At 63.0% G+C, this 21792-nt stretch carries 18 protein-coding genes; 9 read left to right on the forward strand and 9 right to left on the reverse strand.

The window, feature by feature from the left end:
• Positions 1 to 4: 4 nt before the first annotated feature.
• The 7 genes from ubiE to CDPAHKCJ_RS02860 all read right to left on the reverse strand — a co-directional run bounded on the left by ubiE (position 5) and on the right by CDPAHKCJ_RS02860 (position 8621).
• The gene (gene ubiE, locus CDPAHKCJ_RS02830; protein WP_043332974.1) at positions 5 to 751 is read right to left on the reverse strand and encodes a bifunctional demethylmenaquinone methyltransferase/2-methoxy-6-polyprenyl-1,4-benzoquinol methylase UbiE; all 747 of its coding nucleotides are present in this window, start codon (positions 749 to 751) and stop codon (positions 5 to 7) included.
• Positions 752 to 898: 147 nt separating this feature from the next.
• Positions 899 to 1258 carry a DUF971 domain-containing protein gene (locus CDPAHKCJ_RS02835; protein ID WP_233593664.1) on the reverse strand — a complete coding sequence of 120 codons (360 nt, stop codon included), beginning with the start codon at positions 1256 to 1258 and terminating at the stop codon, positions 899 to 901.
• 341 nt (positions 1259 to 1599) lie between these two features.
• Entirely contained in the window at positions 1600 to 2925 is a 1326-nt protein-coding gene (hslU, locus tag CDPAHKCJ_RS02840) for an ATP-dependent protease ATPase subunit HslU (protein ID WP_043332972.1), read from the reverse strand.
• Position 2926: 1 nt separating this feature from the next.
• Positions 2927 to 3448, reverse strand: a complete 522-nt coding sequence (hslV, locus tag CDPAHKCJ_RS02845) for an ATP-dependent protease subunit HslV (RefSeq protein ID WP_043332970.1) — start codon at positions 3446 to 3448, stop codon at positions 2927 to 2929.
• Positions 3449 to 3779: 331 nt separating this feature from the next.
• On the reverse strand, positions 3780 to 4433 hold the full coding sequence (locus CDPAHKCJ_RS02850; RefSeq protein WP_166018634.1) for an SPOR domain-containing protein: 654 nt from the start codon (positions 4431 to 4433) through the stop codon (positions 3780 to 3782).
• A 3-nt stretch (positions 4434 to 4436) separates the two neighbouring features.
• The gene (gene argS / locus CDPAHKCJ_RS02855) at positions 4437 to 6122 is read right to left on the reverse strand and encodes an arginine--tRNA ligase (RefSeq protein ID WP_166018635.1); all 1686 of its coding nucleotides are present in this window, start codon (positions 6120 to 6122) and stop codon (positions 4437 to 4439) included.
• Between the two features lie 240 nt (positions 6123 to 6362).
• Positions 6363 to 8621 (reverse strand): primosomal protein N', encoded by a 2259-nt coding sequence (locus tag CDPAHKCJ_RS02860; protein ID WP_346773887.1) that lies wholly within the window; start codon positions 8619 to 8621, stop codon positions 6363 to 6365.
• A gap of 240 nt (positions 8622 to 8861) precedes the next feature.
• Between CDPAHKCJ_RS02860 and rpmE the strand changes: the two genes are divergently transcribed.
• Positions 8862 to 9074, forward strand: a complete 213-nt coding sequence (rpmE, locus tag CDPAHKCJ_RS02865; RefSeq protein ID WP_054556509.1) for a 50S ribosomal protein L31 — start codon at positions 8862 to 8864, stop codon at positions 9072 to 9074.
• Positions 9075 to 9583: 509 nt separating this feature from the next.
• On the forward strand, positions 9584 to 10852 hold the full coding sequence (locus CDPAHKCJ_RS02870) for a malic enzyme-like NAD(P)-binding protein (RefSeq protein WP_043333076.1): 1269 nt from the start codon (positions 9584 to 9586) through the stop codon (positions 10850 to 10852).
• Between the two features lie 166 nt (positions 10853 to 11018).
• On the opposite strand, the gene CDPAHKCJ_RS02875 is transcribed toward CDPAHKCJ_RS02870, so the two are convergent.
• Positions 11019 to 11780, reverse strand: coding sequence for a DUF481 domain-containing protein (locus CDPAHKCJ_RS02875; RefSeq protein WP_043332961.1), 762 nt, complete (start codon positions 11778 to 11780; stop codon positions 11019 to 11021).
• Positions 11781 to 12003: 223 nt separating this feature from the next.
• Positions 12004 to 14520 (reverse strand): penicillin-binding protein 1A, encoded by a 2517-nt coding sequence (locus CDPAHKCJ_RS02880; RefSeq protein WP_166018636.1) that lies wholly within the window; start codon positions 14518 to 14520, stop codon positions 12004 to 12006.
• A 247-nt stretch (positions 14521 to 14767) separates the two neighbouring features.
• Here CDPAHKCJ_RS02880 and pilM point away from each other — a divergent pair, with 247 nt between their 5' ends.
• The 7 genes from pilM to aroB all read left to right on the forward strand — a co-directional run bounded on the left by pilM (position 14768) and on the right by aroB (position 21523).
• Entirely contained in the window at positions 14768 to 15832 is a 1065-nt protein-coding gene (pilM, locus tag CDPAHKCJ_RS02885; protein ID WP_107335932.1) for a type IV pilus assembly protein PilM, read from the forward strand.
• Positions 15829 to 16419 (forward strand): PilN domain-containing protein, encoded by a 591-nt coding sequence (locus CDPAHKCJ_RS02890; RefSeq protein WP_166018637.1) that lies wholly within the window; start codon positions 15829 to 15831, stop codon positions 16417 to 16419. The genes pilM and CDPAHKCJ_RS02890 overlap by 4 nt, the downstream gene beginning before the upstream one ends.
• On the forward strand, positions 16416 to 17048 hold the full coding sequence (locus CDPAHKCJ_RS02895) for a type 4a pilus biogenesis protein PilO (RefSeq protein ID WP_166018638.1): 633 nt from the start codon (positions 16416 to 16418) through the stop codon (positions 17046 to 17048). Before CDPAHKCJ_RS02890 ends, CDPAHKCJ_RS02895 begins: the two co-directional genes overlap by 4 nt.
• Positions 17045 to 17596: a pilus assembly protein PilP gene (locus CDPAHKCJ_RS02900; protein ID WP_166018639.1), complete on the forward strand. Its 552-nt coding sequence runs from the start codon at positions 17045 to 17047 to the stop codon at positions 17594 to 17596. Before CDPAHKCJ_RS02895 ends, CDPAHKCJ_RS02900 begins: the two co-directional genes overlap by 4 nt.
• Positions 17597 to 17748: 152 nt before the next feature.
• A complete protein-coding gene (locus tag CDPAHKCJ_RS02905; protein WP_166018640.1) occupies positions 17749 to 19806 on the forward strand; it encodes a type IV pilus secretin PilQ family protein in 2058 nt (685 codons plus the stop codon).
• Entirely contained in the window at positions 19806 to 20348 is a 543-nt protein-coding gene (gene aroK, locus CDPAHKCJ_RS02910; protein ID WP_054556506.1) for a shikimate kinase AroK, read from the forward strand. The genes CDPAHKCJ_RS02905 and aroK overlap by 1 nt, the downstream gene beginning before the upstream one ends.
• Before the next feature lie 68 nt (positions 20349 to 20416).
• Positions 20417 to 21523 carry a 3-dehydroquinate synthase gene (gene aroB, locus CDPAHKCJ_RS02915; RefSeq protein ID WP_166018641.1) on the forward strand — a complete coding sequence of 369 codons (1107 nt, stop codon included), beginning with the start codon at positions 20417 to 20419 and terminating at the stop codon, positions 21521 to 21523.
• Positions 21524 to 21792: the final 269 nt, after the last annotated feature.

Below are 21792 nucleotides of genomic sequence, written 5' to 3' on the forward strand. Positions count from 1 at the left end.
AGCCTCAGAGCTTGATACCGCGGTGCAACGCGACGATGCCGCCCGTCAGGTTGGTGTACTCGACGCGCTCGAGACCGGCCTCTTCCATCATGCCGGCCAGCGTCTTCTGGTCCGGGTGCATGCGGATTGACTCGGCCAGGTAACGGTAGGAGTCGGCGTCGCCGGCGACCATCTCGCCCATCTTGGGCAGCAGCCGGAAGCTGTACTGGTCATAGGCGGTGGAGAGCAGCGGATTGACCGGCTTGGAGAATTCCAGCACCAGCAGGCGGCCGCCCGGCTTGAGGATGCGCTGCATGGAGCGCAGGGCCTTGGCCTGGTCGGTGACGTTGCGCAGCCCGAAGGCGATGGTGATGATGTCGAAGGTGTTGTCCGGGAAGGGCAGTGCCTCGGCATTGGCCTGCACGTATTCGACGTTGCCGCCGACGCCACGGTCGAGCAGCTTGTCGCGGCCGACGTTGAGCATCGAGGCATTGATGTCGGCGAGCACCACGCGGCCTTTCGGGCCGACCAGACGCGAGAACTTCAGCGTCAGGTCGCCGGTGCCGCCGGCGATGTCCAACACCGACTGACCGGGACGGGCGCCGGCACGCTCCAGGGTGATGCGCTTCCACAGACGGTGGATGCCGAACGACATCAGGTCATTCATCACGTCGTACTTGGCGGCGACACTGTGGAAGACATCCGCGACGCGGCCTGCCTTCTCGTCCACGGCAACTTCCTGATAACCGAAGTGAGTCGTACGCTTGTCCATGACTTCCCCTGTTGTGACGCCGCCGTGGCGACGTCAGCACGATATGGTGAGCTTTCGCAGTGGCTCGATTGTAACCGCTGGCCAGCGGACTGTCTTTTGGCAAGACGTCGACTCGGACATCTTGCCGCGCCCATTGGCATCAGTGGCTTACAGCTGGTTGAGCGGAATGCCCAGTGGCTCGCGCGAGGCGCCGGCCTCTTCCAGCTGACGCAGGTAGTAGGCCCACATGGCGTCGCGGCGATTGGCCAGTTCCCACAGGTATTCCCAGGTATACAGGCCGCTGTCATGGCCATCATCGAAGTGCAGCTTCAGCGCGTAGCGACCGCTCTGGGTGATGTTGGCCAGCCCGACGTAGCGCATGCCGACCTGCAGGGTTTCCTGGCCGACACCGTGGCCACGCACTTCCGCCGATGGCGACATCACGCGCAGGAATTCGGTGCTCAGGCGGAAGCTCTGACCATCGGCGTAGCCCAGCTCCAGTTCGCGCTCTGACTTGTGGTAGTGCACGCGTGTCGGTACCGGGGCCTCTTCGCCATTGCGGGCATGGCGCTCGTTGAGGCGGTAGTCGCGCTGCTGGCCGCTGGTATCAGCGTCGTGGGACGCGGCGGCGTCCTTGGGGGTGTCGTGGCTCATCGGGGCATCCTCGGGCTTGCATGCCGCGCGGTGGCGTGGGTGCTGGGCGGCATGGCGAAGGCAATAGGCGTCGAGCGCGGCGCTTGGCCGGTCGATATGTCTTGTGCGCATGATGCACTGACGCCCGATCCGGGCCAAGCCGGATCGGGCGTCAGAAGTCCCCTCAGGAACGGGTCTGGCTTCCATGAGGGGCTGTCAGGCGCGTGAGCGTGTCGTCAGAGGATGTAGCGCGACAGGTCTTCATCACGCGCCAGATCACCCAGACGGGCATCGACGTAGGCGGCATCGACCTTTAGTTCGCCTGGCTGATCGCCACCCTCGTAGGAGATCTCTTCCAGCAGACGCTCCATCACGGTGTGCAGGCGACGGGCGCCGATGTTCTCGGTGCCTTCGTTGACCTGATAGGCGATCTGCGCGATGCGCTCGATGGCGTCATCCGCGAAGCTCAACTCGACGCCTTCGGTCGCCAGCAATGCCTTGTACTGACGGATCAGGGCGGCGGATGGCTCGGTCAGGATGCGCTTGAAGTCTTCCGGCGTCAGGGCGTTGAGCTCGACACGGATCGGCAGACGGCCCTGCAGCTCCGGAATCATGTCCGACGGCTTGGACAGGTGGAAGGCACCGGAAGCGATGAACAGGATGTGGTCGGTCTTGACCATGCCGTGCTTGGTGGACACGGTGGAGCCCTCGATCAGCGGCAGCAGATCGCGCTGCACGCCTTCACGGGACACATCGCCGCCACTGCCGGATTCGCCACGCTTGGCAACCTTGTCGATCTCGTCCAGGAAGACGATGCCGTTCTGTTCGACGGCCTCGATGGCACGGCTCTTGAGGTCTTCATCGCTGACCATTCTGGCCGCTTCTTCCTCGTGAACCAGCTTGAGCGCTTCCTTGACGGTGATGCGACGGCTCTCTTTCTGCTGCTTGCCCATGTTGGAGAACATGGATTGCAGCTGGCTGGTCATCTCTTCCATCCCCGGCGGGGTGGCGAAATCGAGACTCTGGCTGGCCGGGCTCAGCTCGATGTCGATTTCCTTGTCGTCCAGCTGGCCTTCGCGCAGCTTCTTGCGGAACATCTGGCGCGTGCTGCTGTTGTTGGCGGCAGCGTCGTACTCTTCGCCACGTACACGCGGCAGCAGGGCGTCGAGGATGCGCTCTTCGGCGGCATCCTCGGCCTTGTCGCGCACTTCCTTCATGGCGTCTTCGCGCACCAGCTTCATCGCGACCTCGACCAGGTCGCGGATGATGGATTCCACATCACGGCCGACATAGCCGACCTCAGTGAACTTCGTCGCCTCGATCTTGAGGAAGGGCGCGCCGGCCAGCTTGGCCAGACGACGAGCGATCTCGGTCTTGCCGACACCGGTCGGGCCGATCATCAGGATGTTCTTCGGCGTGACTTCCGGACGCAGGTCGTCATCGAGCTGCATGCGGCGCCAGCGGTTGCGCATGGCAACCGCCACGGCGCGCTTGGCTTCAGGCTGACCGACGATGTGCTGATCGAGGGCGTTGACGATTTCCTTCGGGGTCATCTGGGACATCTCAGGACAGCTCCTCGATGATGGCATTGTGGTTGGTGAAGACGCAGATATCGGCCGCGATGGAGATGGACTTCTCGGTGATCTCGCGGGCGGAAAGCTCGGTATTCTCGATCAGGGCGCGGGCAGCGGCTTCGGCGTAGTTGCCACCGGAGCCGATGGCCAGCACGCCGTGCTCGGGCTCGACCACATCACCGTTGCCGGTGATGATCAAGGAGGCGTGCTTGTCGGCGACCACCAGCATGGCCTCAAGCTTGCGCAGGGCGCGGTCTGAGCGCCACTCCTTGGCAAGCTCCACGGCGGACTTCACCAGCTGGCCCTGATACTTCTCGAGCTGCGCTTCGAAGCGTTCGAACAGCGTGAAGGCATCGGCGGTACCACCGGCGAAACCGGCCAGCACCTGATTGCGATACAGACGACGCACCTTGGCGGCGTTGCCTTTCATGACAGTGTTGCCAAGGGATACCTGGCCGTCACCAGCCAGGGCGACCTGGCCGTTACGACGCACGGAGACGATCGTGGTCATGGATAACTCCTGAGAGAGCATGCCGGCGATTGGAATAAGGTGAACGGGGCCGGGCATGGCATTTCTGGGCAGACGAGGCCGTGGCCTCGTCGCGTAAAACGGGTGGTGAGCGTCAGGCTGGCGATTGTCGCTGCCTGCCGCGGCCCTGCGCTGCCTGATCGGCGGCGTGCGGGCCGGATTCTCACCGGAATGCTGTAGATGGGGGCGCTGATACGGGTTTCAAGTCATCGGCGACTCAGCGTTGACGGCGAGCGGCGCTGGCCTGTGCCCTCATGCAACGGGCCCGCTCAAGGGATGAGCGGGCCCGTCTGTCACCTGACTCACGCCTGGCTTATTGCAGCTTGATCAACAGGGGCTCGATACCCTGGGTGTTCATCAGGTCCTGGGCGCGATTGAGCTCGCGGGTGTCCTTGTAGGGACCGACCTGCACCCGGTGCCAGACGGTACCGCCGGAGGCATTGACGTCACTGACCTTGGCCAGCAGGCCAAGGTCCTTGAGCTTGCCGGCCAGCTTCCTGGCATCGCTCATCTCGCGGAAGGACGCCGCCTGCAACATGTAGTTGGTCAGCGAGGCCTCGGACTTCTTGGTGCTCTCGGCGCTGCCCGGACGCGGCGTGGACTTGTACTCATCCACCTTGGGCGCGATCACCTCGGTTTCCGGCAGCAGGGTGTAGAACTCGAAGGTCGGCATGTTGCCGGCCGACTCTTCGGCGGCTTCCTTCTGCTGCTGGTTGCCCTGCTTGGCGGCCTGCTGCCCGTTCTGCTGTCCGTTCTGCTGCGTGTTGGCCTTGGGCACGATGGCCGCGACCGGCAGACGCGGGGCCTGTTTCTCGAAGTACTGCGCGAGAGCGAAGCCGGCGATCAGACCGATGATGCCCCACAGCCAGCCGGGCAGACCACGACTCTGGCTGGCAGCGGGTTGCCGACGGGGGCTCGCCCCCTGACGGGAGGCGGGCTTCTTGTTGGCGGGGCGGCGAGCAGCCATGGCTTACATCTCCTCGGGAGCGCTGACACCCAGCAGGGCCAGGCCGTTGCGGATGACCTGAGCGGTCGCCAGACCCAGCGCCATGCGCGCATTGCGGGTCGCGTCGTCCTCGACCATCACCTTCACCGCGTTGTAGCAGGTATGGAAGTCGGAGGAGAGGTCCTGCAGGTACTGGGCGACCTGCTGCGGCTCGCGCACCTTGGCGGCGTGGGCGACGACGTCCGGGAACTGTGCCATGCGATTCATCACGGCCTTTTCCTGGTCGCTGGTCAGCAGGGAGAGCTGCGCCATGGCCAGGGCTTCGTCGAAGGGCTTCTCTTCGCGGCTGGCCTTGCGCAGCACGCTGTGCACGCGGGCATGGGCGTACTGGATGTAGTAGACCGGGTTGTCATTGGACTGGGAGCGCGCCAGGTCGATGTCGAACGTCAGCTGGGAGTCGGCGCGACGTGCTGCCAGGAAGTAACGGGTCGCGTCGCGGCCGACTTCCTCGATCAGGTCGCGCAGGGTCACGTAGCTGCCGGCACGCTTGGACAGCTTCACTTCCTCGCCGGAGCGCATCACGGTGACCATCTGGTGCAGCACATAGTCCGGCCAGCCCTTGGGGATGTCCGCCTGCAGAGCCTGCAGACCGGCGCGCACGCGGGTCACGGTGGAGTGGTGATCGGCACCCTGCTCGTTGATGACCTGGGTGAAGCCACGCTGCCACTTGTCGAGGTGGTAGGCGACGTCGGGCAGGAAGTAGGTGTAACCGCCGTCACGCTTGCGCATCACGCGGTCCTTGTCATCACCGAAGTCGGTGGTACGCAGCCACAGGGCGCCGTCGTCTTCATAGGTGTAGCCGTTGTCGACCAGGCGCTTGACCGTCTCCTCGACCTTGCCGTCGCGGTAGAGCGAGGACTCGAGGAAGTAGACATCGAATTCGACGCCGAAGGCCTTGAGGTCGAGATCCTGCTCGTGGCGCAGGTAGGCGACGGAGAAGACGCGGATGGCCTCCAGGTCATCGCTATCCGCGGCGCCGGTCACCTGCTTGCCGTCGGCTTCGACGGTATCGCCGGCCATGTAGGAGGCGGCCAGTTCGCTGATGTAGTCACCGCGATAGCCATCGGCCGGCCAGCTGGCATCGTCCGGGCCCAGGCCCTTGGCGCGCGCCTGGACGGAGAGCGCCAGATTGTTGATCTGGGCGCCGGCGTCGTTGTAGTAGAACTCGCGTGTGACGTCGTGACCGGTGGCGGCCAGCAGGCGGCACAGCACGTCGCCGACCGCGGCCCCGCGGCCGTGACCGACGTGCAGCGGGCCGGTCGGGTTGGCGGAGACGAACTCGACCTGCACCTTCTCGCCGGCACCCACGTCGCTGTGACCGAAGCTGTCGCTTTCACTGAAGACGCGACGCACGATGTCGGCTACCGCACCGGTGTCAGCGAAGAAGTTCAGGAAACCGGGGCCGGCGATCTCGACCTTGGAGACGGCATCGGAGGCCGGCAGCGCCGCGATCAGCTTCTCGGCCAGATCGCGCGGCTTCATGCCGGCGGCCTTGGACGTCATCATCGCCAGATTGCTGGCGTAGTCGCCGTGGCTCTTGTCCTTGGTCGGGTCGACCTTGATCTGCGGGCTGGCGTCGGCGGGCAGGGTGCCGTCGGCCTTGAGGGTTTCCAGGGCCTGGCCCAGCAGTTCGATGATCGTCTCTTTCATGGAATATCGGTCTCTTCACGGCTCGGGTCGCACCGCGTGCCATACAGCAAGCGGTTGCAGGCATCAGGCCTGCGGGCAATGGGGGAGTGCGGATGATGCTGCACGATGGCGGGCATTATCACCGATCCTGCGGCTTGCATAAACCGTCGTGATCAATCGCGCCGCATTCCGCGCCCTGCAGGGATAGTGGTCAGTTCGTCGCAAGTGGCGTGGAGGGCTGTCACACCGCTTGGGTATCACTCAGGCCATGCCGATGGGATCGACATCCAGCGACCAGCGCAGGCGGCGTGCGTCGCGGTCCTGCTCGCAGAGCGTCACCAGCCAGGCCGCCGCTTCATGCAATGGGCCGCGTTTCGCACAGCGCAACAGCAATTGGGCGTGATAGCGATTCTGGCGACGCTCCATCGGTGCGGGCACCGGGCCGAGGCAATCCGCCTTGAGATTGGCAGCCTCGAGGTGCTGACGCAGGGCACCACCGACCTTCAACAGCCACTGTTCGACCTGTTGCTGGTCTGTGGCCTCGGCGCGCAGCAGCGCCAGATGGCTGAACGGCGGCAGCTGGGCGATGCGGCGCTCCTCCAGCAGCTCGCCGGCCAGCTGTGGATAGCCGGCCTGGATCAGTGTCAGCAGGTTGGGGTCTTCCGGATGGCGGGTCTGGATCAGTACCTCACCGGGGCGTTCGGCGCGTCCGGCCCGCCCCGCGACCTGCACCAGCAGCTGGGCGGACTGCTCAAGCGCGCGGAAGTCGGCGGCATAGAGGCCGCTGTCGGCGTTGACCACCACCACCAGGGTGACGTGGGGAAAGTGGTGGCCCTTGGCCAGCATCTGGGTGCCGACCAGCAGGCAGGGCTCGCCGCGTCGAATCACTGCCAGCGCCTCGCTCATGGCGTCCTTGCGCTGGGTGCTGTCGCGGTCGATGCGTAGTACCGGTACGTCGGGGAATTTCTCGCCGAGCAGCTCTTCTGTGCGCTCGGTGCCTGCGCCCTGCGGGCGAACGTCGCCACTGCCACAGGCCGGGCAGGCATCCGGCAGTGGTCGGGTGCGCTCGCAGTGGTGGCAGGTCAACTGGGGCGGATGACGATGCAAGGTCATGCGGGCATCGCAATTGTCGCATTCGGCGATCCAGCCACAGGCATGGCAGGTCAGGGTCGGCGCGAAGCCGCGTCGATTGATGAACACCAGTACCTGATCGCCCTGGGCGAGGCGTTTCTCGATGGCCTCCAGACTCTGGGTCGAGAGGCCGCCCAGCGTCATGCGGCCGCGCAGGTCGACGGGGTGCAGGCGCGCCGGCTGGCTGCGGCCGGCGCGCTTGAGCAGGTGCAGGTGCGTGAAGCGTCCCTCGCGGGCATGGCGCAGGCTTTCCAGAGACGGCGTGGCGCTGCCGAGCACCACGGGTATGCCTTCCTGCTTGCCGCGCACCAGCGCCAGATCGCGGGCGTGATAGCGCAGCCCGTCCTGTTGCTTGAAGGAGCCATCGTGCTCCTCGTCGACGATGATCACCCCGAGGCTTGCCATCGGCGTGAAGATGGCGGAGCGGGTACCGATCACGATGCGTGCCCGGCCGCTGCGGGCGGCTTCGAAGCCATCGAGACGTTCGCCATCGCTGACACCGGAGTGCAGCATTACCTGCGGTACGCGAAAGCGCTTGCGGAAGCGCTCCAGTGTCTGCGGCGTCAGGCCGATCTCGGGTACCAGCACCAGCGCCTGGCCGCCGCGGTCCAGCACCGCCTCGATCAGCTGCAGGTAGACCTCGGTCTTGCCGGAACCGGTCACGCCTTCCAGCAGCGTGGGTGAGAAGTGACTCAGACCGTCGTGCAGGCGCGAGAGGGCACGGCCCTGTTCATCATTGAGGGCAAGGCTGGGCTCAGCGAGTACACCCTTACTGGCCTGCTCCGGCGTGGCGCCGGTCACCGGCTCCTCGCGCGATTCGATGTAGCCGCGGCCGCGCAGGGTCTCCAGCTGCTGGCGGGTGAAGCCCTGTGCGGTGATGGCGCTGTGCACCAGGCCATGGCGATGCTGCGCGAGCAGCTCCAGCAGCGCGATCTGGCGGGTGGCTCGCCCCAGGCTTGCCGGCTCGGTGGCGCGCCCTTTGTCGGTCAGCGTCCAGCGTTCACGGGTACGCGCCTCCAGGGCGCGCCCCTGACGCAGCAGCGAGGGCATCGCCTGGGCAAAGGTATCGCCGAGCGAGTGCTGGTAATAGCGTGCGGTAAACTGACATATCCATAACCAGTCGGCCGGCAGCGGTTCGTCATCGATGACTTCGCTGACAGGCTTGAGCTTGTCGATGGGGAAACTTGAGTCGCTGCGCAGCTCGGCGATCACCCCGACCAGCTGGCGACGCCCGAATTCGACGCGCACGCGCAGGCCCACCTGCCAGCCGTGGCGAGGCGGCTGGCGGGATGGCAGGTAGTCGAACAGGTCGCGCAGCGGGCCGGGAATCGCGATGCCCAGCACACGTCCCGGCAGGTGAGTCGCAGTCTTGTCGGTAGTGTCAGGCACGCAAGGTATCCGGATATGAGGTGATATGAGGCGTTCAGAAAAACGGGAATATGCCGTGGCACGCAGTCTACAGAGTGTTGCCCGCAATAAACGGTACAAAGTTTGGTCTTGCGGCAGATGACTGGTAAAATGCGCGGCCTTCCGTCGGAAACGGCGGAATGACCGGTTCAATCCAAAACCCGTGTACGGTGCCTGGCAAGTGATCAGGTGGCGGTGCACAGCGACCTGAGGTTACACATCATGAAACAGGGTATCCATCCGGACTACCAGCGCCAGACCGCAACTTGCTCCTGCGGCGCGCAGCACGAAATCGGTACCACTTCCAAGCAGACTTTCGCGCTTGACGTGTGCTCCGAGTGCCACCCGTTCTACACCGGCAAGCAGAAGCAGGCTACCACCGGTGGTCGCGTCGAGCGCTTCAACAAGCGTTTCGGTGCTGCCATCAAGCGCTGATACCTTCAGCTGCTTGTCGCTTTCATGGCGCTGCGCATCTTGCAGCGCCATGGACGAAAAACCCGCTCACGAGCGGGTTTTTTTGTGCCTGTCATTCAGGTCACTCTGAAGAGAGTCGCGACCACGCCTGCCGGTCCGGGATGCCCTTGGTAAGACGTCACCCCTGCGCTTGCTGAAAGGAAAGATTGTTTCCGATTTGGCACTTTTTCTGCTCTGTCTCTGCATCAAGCGCGCCGGAATGGCGGGCTGGGTCAGTGAGCGGCCGAAAATCGAGGAACTTGCACGAATCGTGGCGTCATCTCGGGCTGAAATCGGCGCGAAAGACGGCCAGCGATAAGCAAAGGTTTATGGCTGGGCAGGGCATCCATAACGTTAGACGAATGGCTAAAACATTTTTTAAACGATCGTTTTAAAGTCATGCATAACAGCAAGTTGCGTCGGTTGTTCAGAGGTGTCTTTTTCTATATTCTGGAGCAGCCAACCCCCCGCCAAAATACCGGATGACACGCATGTCTGATGCCATGAAGAAAGCAGCACTGCAATATCACGCCGAACCGATTCCCGGAAAGCTCTCCATCGAGCTGACCAAGCCGACCGAGACCGCCAAGCACCTGGCGCTGGCCTACAGCCCGGGCGTTGCCGAGCCGTGCCGCGAAATCGCCGCCGACCCGGAAAATGCCTACCTGTACACTGGCAAGGGCAATCTGGTCGCCGTCATCTCTGACGGGACTGCCATCCTTGGCCTGGGCAACCTGGGGCCGCTGGCTTCCAAGCCGGTCATGGAAGGCAAGGGCGTGCTGTTCAAGCGCTTCGCTGGCATCAACTCCGTCGATGTCGAAGTGGATGCGGAAAGTCCGCAGGCCTTCATCGACACTGTGCGTCGCATCCACACCACCTACGGTGGCATCAACCTGGAAGACATCAAGGCACCGGAGTGCTTCGAAGTCGAACAGGCGCTGATCGAACAGTGCAACATCCCGGTCTTCCATGACGATCAGCACGGTACCGCCATCGTCACCGCGGCCGGCATGCTCAACGCTCTGGATATCGCCGGCAAGAAGCTGGAAGACGCGCGTATCGTCTGCCTGGGCGCCGGCGCTGCCGCCATCGCCTGCATGAAGCTGCTGGTGGCCAGTGGTGCCAAGGTCGAGAACATCTTCATGCTCGACCGCAAGGGCGTGATCCACAGCGGCCGGGACGACCTGAACCAGTACAAGGCGATGTTCGCCACCGAGACCGAGCTGCGCACGCTGGACGACGCCATCGATGGCGCCGACGTCTTCGTCGGTCTGTCCGGTCCGAATCTGCTCAAGGCAGAGCAGCTCAAGAAGATGTCTGCCAATCCGATCGTCTTCGCCTGCTCCAACCCGGACCCGGAGATTCACCCGGATACCGCTCGCGAAGCACGCCCGGACGTCATCATGGCGACAGGTCGTTCCGACTACCCGAACCAGGTCAACAACGTGCTGGGCTTCCCGTTCATCTTCCGTGGCGCGCTGGACGTGCGCGCGACCCGCATCAACGAAGAGATGAAGCTGGCCGCCGTTCACGCCCTGAAAGACCTGGCGCGTGAGCCGGTCAGCCAGGATGTGCTGGATGCCTACGAGATCGACAGCCTCGAATTCGGCCCGGGTTACATCATCCCGACGCCGATGGACTCGCGTCTGCTCGAGCGTCTGCCGGCAGCCGTGGCCCAGGCGGCCATCGATTCCGGTGTGGCGCGCAAGCCGTACCCGGCGCACTACCCGCTGACCAGCACGGACCAGGTCTACGGTTAAACGTCAGCGGTCGGATGGCCGGTTGGCGGCGTCGCTTGAGCGACGCAAGACATGAAAAAGCCCTCGTCGGAGTTTCCGGCGAGGGCTTTTTGTTGGTGGCTGCTTTCAGCCTAGAGCTAGAGCCACCAGCGACTGGCGCCTGTGCGGACAGGCGTCAGGCCTGTGCTCAGAAGCTGTAGAGGATGGACGCCGCCGTGGTGGTGTCGGTCTTGGCATCCGACTCGTCGGGCGGGTTGGTGTTGTTCTCGATCTCATGGGAAAGCTTGAGGGCGAGGCTTGCATTGATGGCGACCGTCAGCGCGGTATAGCTGCGACTGATCACGTTCTCGCGCGTGGCCTCTGCCGAGAACTGCTGCTCGAACTTGGAGGTATCGGACAGCTGCCAGCGGTAGTCCATCGCGCCATAGCCCAGCAGGTAGTTCTCGTGATCCCCTGCCGTGATGTCATCGAAGCGATAGCCCGGCCCGGCCTCGAGGGAGAGGTTGTGCTCGGGGCCATCCAGTATGGTGATGCCTTCACCGACGATGGAGGTGACCTGGTGGTTGTAGCCGGAGAAGCGCTCCTTCTCCCAGCGCAGCAGCCCGAAGGCGTAGTGATCATCGCTGAGGTCATAGCGCTCGCGCTGGCCGACCAGGTACTTGTCGGTTGTGGTCTCGCCACTGCTGGAGACGTGCTTGGCCTCCACACGGAAGGTGTGGGTCCAGGGTTTCAGGTGCCAGGACAGGCTGGTCTTGCCCAACAGGGTCTCGCTGTTCGAGTTGCCCGATAGTTTGGTGAAGCCCAGCTCGGCCTGGCCGCTGAAGGGCTCAGAGTCCTCGCTGGCGGGTGGCGGTGCGTAGAAGAGGTCGTCTGCGACAGCCGTGTCGAGGGGAAGCAGGGCCAGGCACAGAAACGCGGTCCTGCGCAGTGTGGGCAATGGGTGAAGCATGCGAACTCCGGCATGTTTGAGGCATGACATCATCATCGGCAATGTGGCTGCGAGATGACGCTTGCTGAGCGAGGCGGTCTGGTGCGTCATACGGACGCTACCAGTGGATCGCGATACGGGGGAGCCTTGCGAATGCTCAGATGGCAGAAGAGCGACCAGCGGCCGCTCTTCCTTGGGCTCTCCCCCTGCCGATGAGGCTGGCAGGCGAGGTCTGGAGATCAGATCAGAAGATGGCCTCGAAAGTTCCGGTGCCTTCCGAACCGCTTTCCTGCTCCAGCTCCTTGCGGATAGTGCGTTCCTGATAGGGCGGCAGATTATCCTTGCGGAACAGCTCACTGATGCCGCCGGACTGACCGCTGCGCAGGCGCTTGCCGGTGTCCGGATCGATGGTCGCCGTCACGATGTTGTCCGGACGCTCCATGGTGGAGGACGGCATGCCCTTGAGGGCGCCGCGCATGTAGTCGACCCAGATGGGCAGGGCGGCCTGGGCGCCATACTCGGCCAGGGTGTCGTTGGAGTCCTTGCCGACCCATACCGTGGCCACCAGCTTGCTGTTGAAGCCGGAGAACCAGGCATCGCGCTGGTCGTTGGTGGTACCGGTCTTGCCGGCCAGGTCATCACGACCCAGTGCCAGGGCACCACGGCCAGTACCGCGCTTGATGACATCCTGCATCATGTCACGGATCAGATACATGGATTCGGGTGAGGCGACGCGCTCGGCCAGCGGGTATTGGCGACCGTCACGATTGACGGTGACCATGCCCGGCGCACAGTTGGCGCAGGCTACCGGCGGATGCGCTTCATAGTCGGTCTCGTCATCGCCACGCGTGATGGTATCGATGTACCAGGGCTCGACACGGAAGCCGCCATTGGAGAGCACGGCATAGCCGCGTGCCATCTCCAGCGGGGTCAGCGAGGCGCTGCCCAGTGCCAGGGACAGACCATTGGGCAGCTCGTCACGCTGGAAGCCGAGCTTGACCAGGAAGTCGAGCGTCTTGTCGAGGCCGACCGTCTGCAGCAGACGCACGGAGACCAGGTTCAGCGAGCGGTACAGCCCCACGCGGATACGGGTCGGGCCGGTGAACTTGCCGCCGGCATTTTCCGGACGCCACACCTTGCCACCATCCTGAAGCACGACAGGGGCGTTGTTGATGATGGTGGCCGGAGACATGCCGGCCTGTTCGAGCCCGGACAGATAGACGAACGGCTTGAAGATCGAGCCTGCCTGGCGGCGTGCCTGAATCGCGCGGTTGAACTTGCTGGCGGAATAGCTGAAGCCACCTTGCAAGGCGAGGATTGCGCCACTTTCCGGGTCCAGCGAGACGATGGCGGATTGCGCGTCCGGCAGCTGGCCCAGACGGTAGCCGTTGTCCTGCTTGATCACGCGTACCAGATCACCGGCCTTGGCGATCTCGGCGGCCGAGCCCGGCACGCCGCCACGCCATTTAGCGCTCTTGTACTCGCGTGCCCACTTCAGACCGTCCCAGTCGAGGGTCACGGCGGTGGCGTCGGCCAGCAGTACCTTCATCTGCTTGCCGGTGCTTTCCACCACGATGGCGGCCTTCAGCGGGCCGTAATCCGGGGTACGGTCGAGCACTTTCAGCCAGTTCGAGACATCACGGTCGATGCCGGCGATACGCTTCTCGCTCTTCTGGGCCGCCTGCTTGGCGGTTTCCAGCACTTCCGGCGACTTGGAGAGCTCTTCCTCGAGGCCGGCCTGATCGGTCTGGTCCTGGGCTTCCGCCAGGGAGGCTGCGATGTCGGATTCCTCGACCCCGCGCCAACCATGGCGAGTATCGTAGGCGATCAGGCCCTTGATCAGCGCGTCGCGTGCCATTGGTTGCAGCGAGCTGTCCAGCGTCGTGGTGATGCGAACGTTGTCGGTGTAGGCCTTGTCGCCGAAACGATCGACGGCGAAGCTGCGTGCCATTTCCGCGACGTAGGGTGCCTGGACCTCTGGTCTGGAGTAGTGGCGTGCCGCGGTGATCGGTGCCTTGACGGCTTCGTCATAGGCCTGCGGCTCGATGTAACCCAGCTCCTTCATGCGCAGCAGGATCCAGTTGCGACGGATCAACGCGCGCTGCGGGTTGGTCAGCGGGTTGAAGCTCGACGGCGCCTTGGGCAGGCCGGCCAGCATGGCCTGCTCGGCCAGGGTCAGCTCATCCAGTGACTTGTCGTAGTAGGTGCGCGCAGCGGCGGCGATCCCGTAGGCACGATGGCCCAGGAAGATCTTGTTGACGTAGAGCTCCATGATCTCCTGCTTGGAGAGGATCTCTTCCATCTGCAGGGATAGCAGGATCTCGCGAATCTTGCGCGTGAAGGTCTGGTCCAGCGTCAGCAGATAGTTGCGCGCCACCTGCATGGTGATGGTACTGCCACCGGACTGGATGCTGCCGCTGGAGGCCAGTTGCACGGCCGCGCGCGCCAGTCCCTTGGGGTCGATGCCCGGGTGGGAGAAGAAGTTGCTGTCCTCGGCGGCGAGGAGGGCGTCGACGAAGGTCTCGGGAATCTCGTCGTAGGTGACCGGGATGCGGCGCTGGTCACCGTATTCGCCGATCAGCTTGCCATCGCGGGTATAGATGCGCAGCGGCGTCTGCAGCTTGGTATCCTGTAGCTGATGGACGTCGGGCAGGCCTGGCGAGAAGTACAGCGAAGCGCCAACGATGGCCAGAAGTCCCGCGGCACATAGTGATAGCAGCAGCCAGAACACTGGCGAAAATAGTCGTCTCAATAGCTTCATGGGCAAGACAGGGTCCGTGGGTAAGAAAAGCGAGTGGCTGCGCGGGATTGGCAATTCCATTGCTGGGGCATTATAAGTAGCGGGTTCAGATGCGGCCAGCGTTGAACCCTGACTTGCGCGTCTGTTGTGTTATTCTGGGAAACATAATGTAACATCCTGGAATGATAGAGGGTGTCGCGGCAACGTCGTCAGGGAACCGGCGGCCAGCCAGTCTGGCAAGATCGTCATCAGAGCAGGGGAACGCCAATTGCTGGGACTCAAATCCGCCGGCAAGGGACTCATCGGGGTCGATATCACGTCGGCCACGGTGAAGCTCCTGGAGCTGTCCAGGCAAGGAAATCGATACCAGATCGATAGCTATGCGGTGCGTCCACTCAAGGAAGGCGCAGTCGTCGAGCGACGTATACGGGACATGGACGAAGTCGTACTGGCCATCAAGCGCGCGGTCGAGCAGGCACAGCCGCGCTCGAAGCGTGCCGTGGTCGCGGTTCCCGCGAGCGCAGCCATCACCAAGACACTGAGCTTCCCGGCCAATCTCGCCGATGACGAGATCGAACAGCGCATCGCGCTCGAGTCCGAGAAGCACTTTCCCTTTCCGCTGAACGATGTCGCGTTCGACTTCCAGCATCTGGGCGTCAATCCACGCAATCCCGATCAGCAGGACCTGCTGCTGGTGGCGTGTCGCAGCCTGGACGTCGATCAGCTGACCTCGGCACTCTCCCAGGCCGGCCTCGAGCCGGCTGCCGTCGATGTCGAGACCTTCTCCCTCGAGCGCGCCTTCGGCGAGCTGCGTCATCAGTTGCCGCCGACCTATGACAACGAAGAGTGCGTTGCCGTCGTCGATATCGGTGCGACGATGACCGCCTTCCACGTCATCCAGAATGGCCGCATCGTCTACAGTCGCGACGCCGTCTTCGGGGGACGCCAGCTGACGGACGAGATCATGAATCGCTTCGATCTCTCCAATGATGAGGCGGGTCTGGCCAAGAAGCGGGGCGGTCTGCCGGATACCTATGACAGCGAAGTGCTAGGTCCGTTCCGCGAGACGCTCATCCAGCAGATTGCACGTTCGCTGCAGCTCTATTACACCGCCGGCAAGCGTCGTGAGGTGCAGCGTATCCTGCTCGGAGGCGGTACGGCCGCCATCGTCGGGCTGCGTGAAGGCCTGGCGGAACACACCGGGCTTGAAGTGATCATGGCCAACCCCTTCACTCACATGAGCGTCAATCCGCGCGTCGACATCCAGGCGCTGGCGGGCGATGCCCCCGCGATGCTCACGGCCTGCGGTCTTGCGATGAGGAAGCGCTCATGACCATCGAGATCAATCTGCTTTCCTGGCGTGAAGACCGGCGTGAGAAGCGCAGCAAGCGCTTCATGGGCATACTGGCGCTGGCGGCTGTCGTCGGCATCGGTGGCGGCTATGGCATGAGCGAGTATTACCAGAGCCAGCTCGAGGCGCAGCAGCAGCGGCATGCCTTCATCGAGAAGGAAATGGCCCGCCTCAATCGTGACATCAAGGAAGTCGAGGACATCGAGGCGCGCCGTACCCAGATGCTCGACCAGATAGAGCTGATACGCAGTCTGCAATTCTCGCGTCCGGAAACGGTGCGGGTCTTCAATCAGCTGGTGACGTCTCTGGTGGACGGCGCCTGGTATCAGAGCATCAGTCGCAGTGGGCGCCAGCTCAAGGCGAATGGCACGGCGGAAAGCACGCGCCAGGTCTCGGGCCTGATGCGCGCCATTGCCCTGTCGGATTCCTTCGGCACCCCGACGCTCTCCGATGTGCAGAGCAATGACGACGATCAGCGCAGTTTCAATATCATGATTCCGGAGCGCCCGACGGGGTCGGCGCTGAATGCTGCCGATGCGGAAAATGACAAGAAAGGAGGTCGGCGATGAGTTTCATCGATGCTGAAATCCGCCGCCTCAAGTCGACGGATTTTCGTGATCTAGACCTGAAGGAAGCCGGCATCTGGCCGGTCACCCTGCAGGCCGTGCTGGCACTCATCGTGCTGGGCGCCCTGTTCTGGGCGTCCCATTGGTTCCTCGCGGCGCCCAAGGCAGAAAACCTCGAACGTCTGCGCGCCCAGGAAAGTCAGCTGCTGCAACAGTTCGAAAGCAAGGCGTTCAAGGCCGCCAACCTGCCGGCCATGCGCGAGCAGATGGTGGAGCTGGAGTCCCGCATGGGACAGCTGCTGGAGATGCTGCCCACCGACGCGGAAGTCCCGGCGCTGCTGGATGACATCAGCGAGACGGCGATCAACAACCAGCTGGCGGTCGAGTACATTCGTCTGAAGCCGGCGGAGAATCGCAACTTCTACGTCGAACAACCTTTCGATATCAAGGTGCGCGGCGACTATCATCGTATCGCCGCCTTCATTTCCGGTGTCGCGGGGCTTTCCCGCATCGTGACGCTGCATGATTTCGTGCTGACGCCGGTCGCCAACAGTGATGATCTCGAGCTTTCTCTGCTGGCCAAGACCTACAACTATCGTCAGACCCCGGCAACATCAGGAGGCAAGCAATGAGCCTGATGACACGTCGAAATGCCGTGATGGGAAGCATGTTGCTGGTCACTCTGCTGGCGGGTTGTGGAGATCCGCAGCTGGGTGCGCTGGAGGGGGAGCTCGAGTCCTTGAGAGGGCGTCCTTCCGGCAAGGTGCAGGAGCTGCCGCCGCAACCCGAGTATCATCCCGTCACCTATGACATGGCGGATGCGCGCAGTCCTTTCCAGTCACGCCTGCCGGAGCCCGAAGAGGAGCTGACGGCCGTCGACAACGGTGTGCGACCGGACCTCGATCGCCCTCGTGAGCCACTGGAAGCCTGGCCGATGGAGCAGCTCAGCATGGTCGGGACGCTGGATGTCGATGGTGCGCGTTCGGCGTTGATTCTGACGCCGGAGCAGGAAGTCCAGCGTGTGCGGGTCGGCAATCATATGGGCAGCAACTTCGGCAGGATCACTCGTATCGGTGATACGCAGATCGATATGGTGGAAATCGTGCCCAATGGTCAGGGCGGTTGGATAGAGCGGTCTCGCGCCATGGCGCTGAAAGAGCCCGTCTCGACAGGTGGTTGAGATCACTGGCGTTGGCAGTAGCCATATTGTCACGGAAGACGAACGGTCGACCCGCAAGAGTTGGCGACCGACACCATAACGCTTCGATAAGAATAAGGCGCGATCAGCCCGACGGTTGAACGGAGCCACGGCGAGACAGGGGACTAGGGAACATGACGCGATTGCAACGAATGAGTCTGCTGGGGCTGGCGGCAGTCGGTAGCCTGATGGCGAATGTGGCGATGGCTGCGTCGTCGCTGCAGGACCTCAACTTCACCGCCCTCGGGGGCGACCGCATGGAGCTCAAGCTCGACTTCGTCGGCGGAGTGCCGGAGGTCAAGGGCTACCGTATCGAGACGCCGCCGCGCATCACCATCGACCTCCTGGATACCAGCAGTCAGCTCGACAAGCGTCGCTTCGATCTGGGGCTCAGCGGCGTCGACGAGCTGGTGGCGCTGGAGGCCGGCTCGCGCACGCGTCTGGTCATGAAACTCAACCAGTCCAAGCCGTACGTCACGCGCACCGAGGGCAACAGCCTCTACGTCATCATCGGTGAGCAGGGCGGTGCGCCGGGCGCTCAGCCTGCGGCTGCCTCCCAGGCGAGCGCCGCCAACGTGCCGCCTGACAACCGTGCCCTGGAAGTGGCCAGCGAGCCGGCCGTCAGTGGCATCGATTTCCGTCGTGGCACGGATGGTGAAGGTCGCGTCGTGATCAACTTCAACCGCTCCAACGTCGAATCGCGTGTCACCGAGCGCGGGCGCAAGATCTACGTCGATATCAAGGGCGTGAAGCTGCCGCCGGAGATGAATCAGGTGCTGGATGTCGGCGATTTCGCTACGCCGGTGACGCGTATCGATCCGCAGCGTACCCGCGATGGCGTGCGCCTGGTGGTGGACGCCAGTGGCTACTACACCCAGCTTGCCACCCAGGCAGGCAACGAGCTGGTGCTCGAGGTCAAGCCGCTGACGCGTGAAGAGCAGGCGGAGCGCATCAAGGACAAGTTCCCCTACACCGGAAAGAAGATCTCGCTCAACTTCCAGAACATCGAAGTGCGCTCCGTGCTGCAGATCATCGCTGACTTCACGGGGCTCAATCTGGTCGCCAGTGACAACGTCACCGGCAACGTGACCCTGAACCTGAAGGAAGTACCCTGGGATCAGGCGCTGGATCTGGTGCTCAAGTCCAACGGTCTGGCCAGTCGTCGCATGGGCAACGTGCTGATGGTCGCGCCGGCCGAAGAGCTGGCGGCACTCGAGCGCAAGGAGCTTGAGGCGAACCAGCAGGTCAAGGAGCTGGCGCCGATGACCACCGAATACATCCAGGTGCGTTACGCCAAGGCGGCGGACCTGGCGGCGTTGTTGCGTGGTGAGGGGGGTATCGGTCTGCTGTCCGAGCGGGGCCGCGTGATGGTCGATGAGCGCACCAACACCATGCTGATCCAGGATACCCGCGACACGCTCGAGTCCATTCGCGGCACGCTGGAATATCTCGATATTCCGGTGCGTCAGGTGCAGATCGAAGCGCGCATCGTCATCGCGCGCAGCAGTGTCTCCAGCGAGATCGGTGTCAATTGGGGGCTTTCCAACAGCAGCAACGGCAAGTTCGGCCTGGAAGGCGCGTCGACCGGTACGACCAGTGATGGCGGCCTGAGTGTCAATCTCGGCGATGACAGCGATCCGGGAAGCACCTTCAGCTTCGGTTACCTGTCCGGCGATATCCTGCTCGACCTGGAGCTCTCGGCGCTGGAAAGCGAAGGCAAGAGCCAGACCATTTCCCAGCCCAAGATCATCACCGCCAACCAGAAGAAGGCCGTCATCAAGCAGGGTCAGGAAATTCCCTATGAGGAGGCGACCTCCAGCGGTGCGACCAACATCGAGTTCAAGGAAGCGGTGCTGGCGCTGGAAGTGACGCCGCAGATCACACCTGACAACCGCATCATCATGGATCTGTTGATCAACAATGACGATGTCTCCGATGACAGCTTCAATGGCGAACCGGCCATCGATACCAATGAAATCGAGACGCAAGTGCTGGTCAATGACGGCGAAACCGTAGTGCTGGGCGGCATTCTGACCTCTGAGCAGATTCGCAGCGTCTTCAAGACGCCCTTCCTCGGGGACCTGCCGGTGATCGGGAATCTGTTCCGCTATACCGAAGAGTCCAACGAGAAGGTAGAATTGCTGGTATTCATTACTCCGAAGATCATCGAGGACGGCCTGGCGGTGCGCTGATGCATGTGATTCCCAACGTATTCCTTGTCGGCCCCATGGGGGCCGGCAAGAGCACTATCGGCCGCCTGCTGGCGGCCGACTTGCATCGTGAATTTTGCGATAGCGACCATGTGATTGAAGACCGCTGCGGAGCCAGCATCCCGTGGATTTTCGACGTCGAGGGCGAGTCCGGCTTTCGTGAGCGTGAGCAGGCTGTCATCGATGAGCTGACCTCGCTCAGGGAAGTCGTGATGGCCACCGGTGGTGGCGCCATCATGGCGGAGGCCAATCGGCGCGTACTGCGCGAACGCGGCACTGTCGTGTACCTCTACGCGCCTGTCGAACAGCAGCTCAAGCGAGCCGGTCGTGATCGCAATCGTCCGCTGTTGCAGCAGGATGACCCCGGGCGGGTGCTCAAGCGCCTGTTCGAGTTGCGTGACCCGCTTTACCGCGAGACGGCCGATATCATCGTGCGTACCGATCGGCGCAGCCCTCGGGCGGTCACCAACGAGATCCGTCGCCGCATCAAGGCGCTGGCTGATCCGTTGCACGCCCCTGGCTAGTCTCATCAGCGGCTGGTGGCCCTGGCGGGCATCCGTCGCTGTCATCTGTTTGCCCAAGGAGAATTCTGATGTCCCTGGCACCTGCTCATCGTCTTGATGTCGCGCTCGGCGAGCGTAGTTACCCCATTCATATCGGGCCGGGCCTGACCGCACGTGGTGATCTGATTCGTGAGCACCTTGCGGGGCGTCAGGTGATGATCGTCACCAACAGCGTAGTGGCGCCGCTGTATCTGGACGCCTTGAAGGCCTCGTTGGGCGAGGGGCTCGATATCCGCGAGGTCATTCTCGACGACGGTGAACAGACCAAGCACATGGCCAGCATCGGCCTGATCTGGGATGCCCTGCTCGAGGCCGGCTTCAATCGCCGCTGTACCTTGATCGCCCTCGGTGGCGGTGTGATCGGTGACATGACCGGCTTCGCGGCGGCCTGCTATCAGCGGGGTGCGGCTTTCATCCAGGTGCCGACCACGCTGCTGTCGCAGGTGGATTCCTCGGTGGGCGGCAAGACCGGTGTCAACCATCCGCGTGGCAAGAACATGCTGGGCGCCTTCTGGCAGCCGCGTCTGGTGCTGATCGACACTGCAAGCCTCAAGACATTGCCGCAGCGTGAGCTGTCAGCGGGCATGGCCGAGGTCATCAAGTATGGTCTGCTGTGGGATGAAAGCTTCCTGAGCTGGCTGGAAGACAACATGACGGCCCTGATGGCGCTGGACGAGACCCTGCTCGGTGAAGCCATTCGCCGCAGCTGTGCCATCAAGGCGGATGTCGTGGCGCAGGACGAGACCGAGCAGGGCGTGCGTGCGCTGCTCAATCTGGGCCACACCTTCGGGCATGCCATCGAGACGGACCAGGGCTATGGCGTCTGGCTGCACGGTGAAGCCGTCGGCACCGGCATGCTGATGGCGGCTGAGCTTTCGGCGCGCATGGGCTGGCTGTCGAGTGCGGATGTGGAGCGTGTCTCGCACATCATCGCCAAGGCAGGCTTGCCGCTGGCGGCTCCGGAAGACATGGGTGTCGAGGACTTCCTCAAGCACATGCAACTGGACAAGAAGAATGTCGATGGTCGTCTGCGCCTGATCCTGCTTGAGCGCATCGGCCGAGCGGTGATTACCGAAGAGGCGCCAGCCGGCGTGCTGGCCGACATGCTGGAGCACTGGCCACGCAGCTCTCGTTGATACTGACACCGGCTACGAGACTCTGGTCAGCCATCGGCTGGTACATGAGCGCTGCACGACCACACAAGCCGTCACCCTTTGGGTGGCGGCTTTTCTTTTGGCGGGTGTCAGCGCGCCGTGCCGGAGTCATTGGTGGAGCGTGATTCCTGAATTGGTATGCCGTATGCGTAATCGGTATGGGGCAAATCGAATAAAAACGCTGTTTTTTATTTAACCAATACTAAAGTTGCAAGGCGAAATTCATGAGGCATGTCTACCCGCTAAGCGCT

Source organism: Cobetia sp. MB87, from assembly GCF_011319755.1.
Taxonomy (GTDB): Bacteria; Pseudomonadota; Gammaproteobacteria; order Pseudomonadales; family Halomonadaceae; genus Cobetia.